Here is a 9,168-nt window from a genome sequence, read left to right as displayed (position 1 = left end):
ATCTGGAGCGACTGTCCTAGGCACAGAATGATACGCACTAACGTATTAGCAGGTTGAAGATTCATTCGGGCTATTGCTGAAACGAAGCCGCCGGGCAGGGGAGTACCATAAGCGTAACATTGATGGTTTGCGTGAAGAAAATATTTTTTGCCTACACATTCCGTTGAAAAATTCACACCGTTCAAGCGTAGCGCGTTTGGGAACTTTTTCAATGCTTAGTTAAAGGCAAAAAATATTTTTAGCAAAGCATCTAAGTGAAGCGTTGGTACTCCCCTGCCCGGCGGCGCGGCTTTCCTCGAATAAAAACACGGTAATTTACAAACTGCAATTTACAAAAAATCCGTTGACGCATTTTCGTCAACGGATTTTTGCCGTGTAGCGGCCAGCTACTTATTTTTTGATGATAAGTGCCATGAATACGAGGTCTTCGGTCTTCGAAGCATTGGCGATGCCGTGCTTCTCGCCATCCGGGCAGAAGGTTGTGGCTCCTGCGCCGAGAGTGACTTCCTTGCCATTGTCGTTGTAGAGGGCTGTGCCCTGCAGGATATGATAGGTCTCGGTGTTGCCGTGATGCTCGTGGACACCGATGGAGCAAAGTGGCGGGATGATGACTTTCGCGTACATGTCGCATTTGCCATCGAGCTCTGCTGGCGTCAGCAGCTTGACGATGGTGATGGTGCCGTTGCCATCGGCTTTGTTGGTTGCCTGGATTGGGGTTGGTTCGATAAAGGCCATGATTGAAACTCTCCTTCTTTTCTTTTTTAAATTTATTTGCTACAATGACATTATACAACTTATTGATGCTGAAATAAATGCGGGGATTCCGGCAATGGCCAGGGATTTGCGCTTTTTCTTTTGTGTGTTGGAGCCGGAGGTGCGAAATGGTCTATTTGTTGAAGTTTGGTGCGAGCTGGATATTGCCGCCGGGAATCTTTATCCTGGCACTATGGGCGCTGGCTGTCTATATCTGGCGCTGGAAAGGGGAGCGGCGGCTGGCGGCGGTGCTGGCTGGCATCACGCTGGTCTTTTATCTGCTCTGTACGAGCCTGGTGTCTGAGCGGGCTATGGGCTGGCTGGAAGGGGCGTATACCCCGCCAGCAGACCCGCAGGGAGATGTTGTCGTCATGCTCGGCGGCGGAGCGTTTTCTGATGTACCGGATGTGGATGGCATGGGGACGCTCTGTGCAAATCCTTCGAGCCGGCTGCTGACGGCGGTGCGCCTGCAGCGCAAGCTCGATGTGCCAATCCTGCTTTCGGGCGGCCAGGTTTATGAGGATTCTGGCCCCGAGGCGAAGATCGCGCGTCGTATCCTGATTTCGCTCGGCGTCCCTGAGGATAAGATCCTGGTGGAGACGAAGAGCATCAATACGACGCAGAATGCGAAATTCTCGGCAGCCATCCTGCGGGAGCATGGCCTTACACATCCGATCCTGGTGACATCGGCCTTCCATATGAACCGTTCGGTGCTGGCCTTCGCCAAGCAGGATATGACGGTGACACCATATCCTGCGGATTACCAGACGAATCTTCGCCATGTGTTCCACTATAACAAGCTGAGCCCGCAGGCAGGTGCATTGCGGGATAATGTGATTGTGCTGCAGGAGGTATTGCGGGCTGCGGTGACGAGGTATCTGGAATGACAAAAAATCTCACGGAGGGAAATCCGGCTAAACTCATATTCTTCTTCACGCTGCCGCTGATTGCTGGCAATATCTTCCAGCAGCTCTACGCGTTTGTCGACACGCTGATTGTCGGCCGCTTCCTGGGCGTCGAGGCACTGGCGGCTGTCGGCTGTACGGGCAGCCTGATGTTCTTGATGCTGGGCTTTGTCATCGGTTTTTCGACAGGCATCACGATCTACACGGGGCAGCGGTATGGTGCCAAGGACGCGAAGGGCGTGCGCCAGAGTGCGGCGGCCTGCACGATCCTGTCATTGGCCGCTTCGCTGGTCCTGACGGTGGCCGGTGTCTCGCTTTGCCGCCAGCTGCTGGTCTGGATGCAGACGCCGGCAGAGATCATGGACGGTGCCGTATCGTTCATCAGCATCGTCTATGGCGGCATCGTGATGTTCGTGTTCCTGCAGATGCAGACGAATATCCTGCGCGCGCTCGGCGACAGCCGGATGCCGACGGTCATCCTGGCCTTGGCGCTCATCATCAACATCATCTTAGAGCCGGTCGCTATCCTGGTGCTCGAATGGGGCATCCCGGGAGCAGCTCTGGCGACGGTGGTGGCGCAGTTCATCGGCAATGCTGTCTGCTATCTCTACATCCGTCGTCGTGTCCCCGCGCTGCATACGCAGCGTGAGGACTGGCATGTATCCTGGCATATCCTGCGCGAACATCTGAAGATCGGACTGCCGATGGGCTTCCAGTCATCAATCATCGCCATTGGTGCCATCGTCCTGCAGGTGGCGCTCAACAATCTCGGCCCGACTGCTGTGGCTGCTTACGCCGCTTCGCAGAAGGTCGATTCGGTGGCCATGATGCCGATGATGTCGTTTGGCCTGGCCATGGCGGCTTATACGGCACAGAACTATGGCGCGCAGAAATACGAGCGCATCGCTGAGGGCGTGCGCAAGTGCTGCTATATGTCAGTATCCTTCAGCATCCTGGCTGGTGTGCTGCTCATCATCTTTGGCCCTGATATCATGTATCTGTTCGTGGGCGAGGGGCAGCAGCAGGTCATCGACTACGGGCAGCAGTATCTGATGGTCAATGGCTCGTGCTATTGGATCTTGTCGCTGCTGTTCATTTTCCGCTATACGCTGCAGGGCTTAGGGCAGAGTGTGGTGCCGACGATCGCTGGCATCATGGAGCTGGTCATGCGCACAGCGGCAGCGATCTTCCTCTGTGCGTCCCTGGGATATCTCGGGGCCTGCCTGGCCAATCCGATGGCCTGGATTGGTTCGTGTGTCCCGCTGGCCATCGCGTTTTATTGGACGAGCCGGAGCTTCAAGAAAAAATATAATCTCGGTTAATCCTTGTTTAGCAGGGATTTGCGGCTGGGTGTCGAAGTAAATGGATGGGTTAATGTATTCATAATGCCAGATCAACCGATTCATGAAAGGGATGGATTAATTATGTATCAAGATGAGTACAAACGTTGGGCCGCAGCAGATCTTCTGGATTTTGACCTGAATAAGGAATTGGACGATATCCGCGATGACGAGGAGGCCATCAAGGATCGCTTTGCGGTTGCATTGGAATTCGGTACGGCTGGCTTGCGCGGCGTATTGGGAGCTGGCACGAACCGCATGAACATCTGGGTTGTGCGCCAGGCTACCCAGGGCGTTGCTGACTGGGTCAAGACGCAGGGCGGCACGCAGACGGTAGCTATCAGCTATGACAGCCGTCTCAAGGGGTGGAACTTTGCGCGCGAGGCAGCCAGCGTATTGGCGGCCAACGGCATCAAGGTACGCCTTTACGATGAGCTCATGCCAGTACCGGCACTGAGCTTCGCTACGCGCTACTACAAGTGCAATGCCGGCATCATGGTGACGGCATCGCATAATCCGGCCAAGTACAATGGCTACAAGGCATATGGGCCCGATGGCTGCCAGATGACGGATGATGCGGTGGCAGTCGTCTACGACTCGATCCAGAAGACCGATGTACTGACTGGAGCGAAATACATCAGCTTTGCTGCTGGTGTCGAGAAGGGCCTGATCCAGTTCGTCGGCGATGACTGCAAACAGGCTTTCTACGAAGCAATCGAGGCGCGTCAGGTCCGCCCAGGCCTTGCCAAGACGGCTGGACTCAAGCTGGTCTACTCGCCGCTCAACGGTACGGGACTGGTGCCGGTCACGCGCGTGCTCAAGGATATAGGCATCACGGATATCACCATCGTGCCGGAGCAGGAATATCCGAATGGTTACTTCACGACTTGCAGCTATCCGAATCCGGAGATCTTCGAGGCTCTTGCGAAGGGCCTTGAGCTGGCCAAGGCTGAGCAGGCTGATCTGATGCTCGCCACTGACCCGGATGCAGACCGCGTCGGTATTGCCATGAAATGTGCGGATGGCTCCTATGAGCTCGTATCTGGCAACGAGATGGGTGTGCTGCTGCTTGACTATATCTGCCAGGGCCGCAAGGAGAAAGGCACTATGCCGGAGAAACCGGTAGCGGCAATGTCTATTGTTTCGACGCCGCTGGCTGACAAGGTCGCTGAGCATTATGGCGTCGATCTGCGCCATGTGCTCACAGGCTTCAAGTGGATTGGCGATCAGATTGCCGGCCTTGAGGCCAAGGGCGAAGAAGACCGCTTCATCTTCGGCTTTGAGGAAAGTTACGGGTATCTGGCCGGCCCATATGTCCGCGATAAGGATGCGGTCGTATCGTCGATGCTCATCTGCGAGATGGCAGCTTACTACCGTTCTATCGGCTCGTCTATCAAGCAGCGTCTGGAGGAGATCTACCAGCAGTATGGCCGGTACTACAATGCTGTAGATTCCTTCTCCTTCCCGGGGCTTTCGGGTATGGACAAGATGAAGGGCATCATGGCGGAGCTGCGCAAGAATCCGCCGACGGAGTTTGCGGGCCGCAAGGTGGCAACATGCATCGACTATGCGGAGCCGGAGAAAACTGGCCTGCCGAAGGCCAATGTGCTGACCTATACGCTCGATGATGGCTCGACTGTCGTAGTCCGTCCCTCCGGTACGGAACCGAAGATCAAGACGTACTTCACGACGCTGGGCAAGGATCTTGCTGAGGCCAAGCAGGTGAAAGAACAATTGGCAGAGGCTGTGAAGCCGCTGCTGGCATGACAATAGGATTAAACAGAGGTGTATTTGATGGATTCAGTCAGTAAAGAGGTTCGTTTGGTTCAGGAGGTATATGACCTCAGAGAGCTTGAGAAGAAGATTGCCGCCAGCGATTTTGATGCCGACAACGATGGAACGGCTGAGGTGGTTGACGTCGATGTCATGCAGGCATATGTGGACGGACTGCTCGCGTATGTCGATGGGGACAAGCTCAAGCCCTACAAGGTCGTGGCCAATACGGTCAATGGCCCGGCTGGACCGATCATCAATGCACTGGAAAAGAAGCTGCCGTTTGATATCGTGAAGGTCAACAACGTGTTTGACCGCAGTTTCCCCTACGGCGTGCCAGATTCAGCCGATGATGGTATGCGGGCGGCTACGGCTGCAGCTGTACGCGAGCAGGAGGCGGATATGGGCGTCCTTTGGGATCTCGACCTGGGGCGCTGCTGCTTGTTTGATGAAACTGGCCGTTGCATTCCTGGGGAGTGCGGCGAGCGCGGTATGCTGGTCTGGCTGCTGGTGCTTGAACTGCTCGCGCGTTCCCAGGGGAAGAAGCTATCGGAGCTTTTGGCTGCGGAGGCATTTTCCTGGCAGGATATTGCGGAGCGGCTCAAGGCAGCACGCTGTTGAAACGAAAAATGATGAAGGATGCCACCGTCCAGGGAACTGGGCGATGGCATTTTTATGTGGCAGGCCCGGTGTTCCTGATTTTGGAATATTGTTTCAAGAGAACCGAAACCGTCTTGATTCGATATTGACTAAGAGAAACTGGTTCGTTATAATAATCACGTATGGAACAATAAGTGATTTTAACGCCTGCATTTTGCTTGGTTGCAACGATTTGCACCGGAAATGGGGCACAAAGAGGAGTGTTGACGAGCATGAGTTTGAAACTGAAATCCGGCTTTACTTTTGACTACGATAACCTGTATGGTGAAGGCAAAGTCACCGAGGCAGATCTCAAGAGCTACGAGGAAGATCTGAAGAAAGCCCATGAGGCAATGAAGGTTATGCGTGAGACGGGCTTCATCCGTGCGCATCTGTCAAAGGATGGTGAGCCGGAGAAAGTTCTGTTCAGCCAGCTGCCGTATATCGAAGAGGGCCATCTGAACAGCCCGAGTTCGATGAAGCACCTGCAGGAGCTCACAGACCATGTCAAGGACAATGTGGATGTTGTGGTTTCGCTGGGTATCGGCGGCTCTTATCTTGGTGACAAGGTTCTCTTTGATGTCCATTGCGGCGAGTTCTGGAATGCGATGTCCAAAGAGGAGCGCAACGGCTTCCCGAAAGTTGTATTCAGCGGCCAGAACATCGATCCGCGCCGCACGGGCGATATCATCCACTATCTGAAGAGCTCGGCTGCCATCACGCAGAGCCATGAGAAACGCAATCTCAAGGTACTGCTGCTCGTCATCTCGAAATCCGGCGGCACGCTCGATACGATGTCGAACTTCATGGTCATCTATGATGCCCTGCAGAAGTTTGAGGGCATCGATGTCGAGGTCGTAGCGGTAACGGATCCGAACATGGAGAAACAGACGCTGCTGAAGAAGCTGGCTATCGAAAAAGGCTGGCCGCAGTATGCTGTACCAGACGGTGTCGGCGGGCGCTTCTCGATCTTCTGCGAGGTCGGCCTGACGCTGGCTGCCTGCATCGGCTTTGACATCCAGGCATTCCTCGACGGTGCCAAGGATATGGACAAGGCTTGCCAGAACGACGATATCTGGCAGAACCCGGCTATGCTCAATGCGGCATTGAAGTTCGCTGCTGCTGAGAAACATGGCCGTGACATTGAGGTCATGATGCCGTATGGTGATTACCTCAAATCCGTTTCGGAGTGGTACATCCAGCTGCTGGCTGAGTCCCTCGGCAAGCAGTACAATAAAGAGGGCAAGGAAGTATGCTATGGCCGTACGCCGCTCGTTGCTGTCGGTACGACGGACATGCATTCCCAGACGCAGCAGCATCAGGAAGGCAAGCTCGATAAGGTTGTCCAGTTCATCCGCCTCGAAAACTGGGAGAATGACCTTGAGATTCCGAATGTATTCCCTGAGGCTCAGAAGCTCGCGGACATTTCCGGCGTGACGATGGGACAGGCGCTTGAGGTGGCACGTCAGTCCAATGCGGATGCGTTGGCTTCCAACAAGCGCTACAATGCTTGCTTCACGCTGCCGAAGCTCGATGCTTATCATCTCGGCGAGCTCCTCTACATGCTGGCTATGTCGGTTGCTTATGAGGGTGAGCTGGCTGATGTCGATGCGTTCGACCAGCCGGGTGTTGAGTCCTACAAACGCATCATGGGACCGAAACTCGCAGAGTGCAAGGCGAAGAACCAGAAATAATTCCTGTAACGGAGTCGGGAAGAACTTCCTCCATGGAGGAAGTTCTTCTTTTTCGTTATCGTTGCAATGTAAATAAGCAAAAACACTATACAACAAGATTCTGCTTGGCTATAATAAAAAAAGGAAAGTCCATTATGCGCGGACAAAAGAGGTGGAATCGCTTATGGACCTACAGAGTGACAAGCAGAGACTGATGGTATTGCTGGTGACGTCCTTGGTGGCTGGGGCAGGGATCCTGTATGCGGGCGAGCCGGAGGAGATTCCCGTGGAGACGGCTCCTGAGACGGCAAGTGAGCCAGAGACTGGCCACAGGCCAGTGCAGGGCTTGGCGCTGGCACAGGCCGGCAGTGAAGTGCGCAATCCCTTCACGCTGGCACATGAGACTGCGGCTGAGCAGGGAAAGGCGGTTGTGATACCTGCTGGGCAGCCGCTGCCCGCTGAAACGTCGCTATCGCCGCCGCCAGCAGCAGCGCCATCTGAGCCAGGGGGGCTGGCGGAACCCGAGTTATGCGGTGTCATGCAGACGGAAAGCCGCTGCCTGGCGCTGCTGCGGATACAGGGAACAACTGTGGCTGTGGCTGTTGGCGAGACCTGTCAGGCATGGCGTGTGGTGGCGATTGACCAGGATAGTGTTGTGATGCAGAAGGACGGGCGGGAAAAACGTCTGGTTTTGTCCCTGCCGGCTCTGAGATGAGGAAACGATGATGAAACTGTGGCAGAAATGCTTGCTGGTGCAAGGGATGATCTTCAGCCTGCTGCTGTCAGGCGCAAAGGCTGAACCGATGCAGGTACAGGTGGTTGATGGTGATGTGCGCGCCGTACTGTTGTCGGCTGCGCGCATGGGAAACTTCAACCTGGTGCTCGATGATGCGGTGACGGGAGCTGTGACGCTATCGCTCACAGATGAGCCGGAACGCGTCCTGCAGCTGGTGGCCGCAGCCAAGGGGCTGCTGGTTGTCCGGGAGGGCAACGAGTATCTGGTGACGACTGCTGCGCGGGCAGCCAGCCTGCGCAGTATGCATGTTTACAGGGCGAAGTACGCCAATCCGCACGATTTGGCGCAAGTTGTAAATTTGTCACTGCAAGCGGCAGGAAAAAAGGATTCGGCGTTGAATCTAAATACTGATAACGGTAAGAAAAAAGAGTCTAAAGCGGATGCTGCGGGACAGGAGGAGAAACTGGCGCTGGTCAATGAAACGACAGGCGATGTAGTCTTCTATAGTACGGCCACAGAGGCACAGGCACTGGAAGCTTTGCTGCAGGAGTTGGACGTACCCGCTGAGCAGGTGTCCTTGGAAGCCAAGGTCGTAGCTCTATCGCGCAATGCCTCCAAGGAATTGGGCATAGAGTGGCAGTGGTCGAAGCTGCCGCAGTATCCGGAGTCGCATAAGCGCTGGTATCATGTGGGGAAGGATAATGAGCGCGTAGAGACGGAAGTCCGGCGGCAATGGGATGGCAAGGAGCAAGTGCCGGGAATCATCCAGTTTGGACATGGCCCTGAGGGGCAGCCCTTTGAATTCTATTTTGCAGCCAAACTCAATGCACTGCTCACAGATGGCAAGGCTAAGATCCTGGCGCGTCCGAATATAACGACGCTGCAGGGGCACGAGGCCGTCATCAATATCGGCGGCGAAGTCCCTGTGCCGACGCAATCGGTTACGGATGCGGCGACGACAACGACGATGACCTATCGGCAGGCGGGGATTATCCTGCGCTGCACGCCACGGGTGAATGAGGACCGCCAGATCACGGCGGAAGTCCACACAGAGGTCAGCACGCCGTTGTTTGTCAATGACATCAAGGCGTATCGTTTCCAGAAGCGCAGCGCGGATACCCATGTGCGTCTGCGGGATGGCGAGACGATGGTGATTGGTGGTCTCATTGGCAGCGAGGAATCGCATTCGCTCAGCAAGATCCCAATCCTGGGGGACATTCCTATCTTAGGACAATTTTTTCGCAATCTGAAACATAGCCGTACGGAGTCAGAAATCATGATCTTCCTGACGGCGCATATATTAGGAGATTCTGGTGGGATAAGGGATACAGGTCAACCGGAAACGTAAA

8 protein-coding genes are annotated in these 9,168 nt (G+C 54.9%); 7 read left to right on the top strand and 1 reads right to left on the bottom strand.

Going from position 1 to position 9,168, the window contains the following annotated elements; genetic code table 11:
* Nucleotides 1–390 precede the first annotated feature (390 nt).
* Nucleotides 391–735 carry a cupin domain-containing protein gene (locus BM181_RS12080; RefSeq protein WP_075445293.1) on the bottom strand — a complete coding sequence of 115 codons (345 nt, stop codon included), beginning with the start codon at nucleotides 733–735 and terminating at the stop codon, nucleotides 391–393.
* Nucleotides 736–881: 146 nt separating this feature from the next.
* Here BM181_RS12080 and BM181_RS12075 point away from each other — a divergent pair, with 146 nt between their 5' ends.
* The 7 genes from BM181_RS12075 to BM181_RS12045 all read left to right on the top strand — a co-directional run bounded on the left by BM181_RS12075 (nucleotide 882) and on the right by BM181_RS12045 (nucleotide 9,167).
* On the top strand, nucleotides 882–1,640 hold the full coding sequence (locus tag BM181_RS12075) for a YdcF family protein (RefSeq protein ID WP_075445291.1): 759 nt from the start codon (nucleotides 882–884) through the stop codon (nucleotides 1,638–1,640).
* A complete protein-coding gene (locus BM181_RS12070) occupies nucleotides 1,637–2,980 on the top strand; it encodes an MATE family efflux transporter (protein WP_075445289.1) in 1,344 nt (447 codons plus the stop codon). The genes BM181_RS12075 and BM181_RS12070 overlap by 4 nt, the downstream gene beginning before the upstream one ends.
* Before the next feature lie 102 nt (nucleotides 2,981–3,082).
* Entirely contained in the window at nucleotides 3,083–4,765 is a 1,683-nt protein-coding gene (locus tag BM181_RS12065; RefSeq protein WP_075445287.1) for a phospho-sugar mutase, read from the top strand.
* Nucleotides 4,766–4,792: 27 nt separating this feature from the next.
* The gene (locus BM181_RS12060; protein ID WP_082336300.1) at nucleotides 4,793–5,392 is read left to right on the top strand and encodes a phosphohexomutase domain-containing protein; all 600 of its coding nucleotides are present in this window, start codon (nucleotides 4,793–4,795) and stop codon (nucleotides 5,390–5,392) included.
* Between the two features lie 251 nt (nucleotides 5,393–5,643).
* Nucleotides 5,644–7,104 (top strand): hypothetical protein, encoded by a 1,461-nt coding sequence (locus tag BM181_RS12055; protein WP_075445283.1) that lies wholly within the window; start codon nucleotides 5,644–5,646, stop codon nucleotides 7,102–7,104.
* 163 nt (nucleotides 7,105–7,267) lie between these two features.
* A complete protein-coding gene (locus BM181_RS12050; RefSeq protein WP_075445281.1) occupies nucleotides 7,268–7,798 on the top strand; it encodes a hypothetical protein in 531 nt (176 codons plus the stop codon).
* Between the two features lie 7 nt (nucleotides 7,799–7,805).
* Nucleotides 7,806–9,167 carry a type II secretion system protein GspD gene (locus BM181_RS12045; protein WP_143092189.1) on the top strand — a complete coding sequence of 454 codons (1,362 nt, stop codon included), beginning with the start codon at nucleotides 7,806–7,808 and terminating at the stop codon, nucleotides 9,165–9,167.
* Nucleotide 9,168 lies beyond the last annotated feature (1 nt).

This window comes from Pseudoselenomonas ruminantium (genome assembly GCF_900113715.1).
In the GTDB taxonomy this organism is placed as follows: domain Bacteria; phylum Bacillota; class Negativicutes; order Selenomonadales; family Selenomonadaceae; genus Selenomonas_A; species Selenomonas_A caprae.
This window is presented reverse-complemented; position numbering and strand designations above follow the sequence as displayed.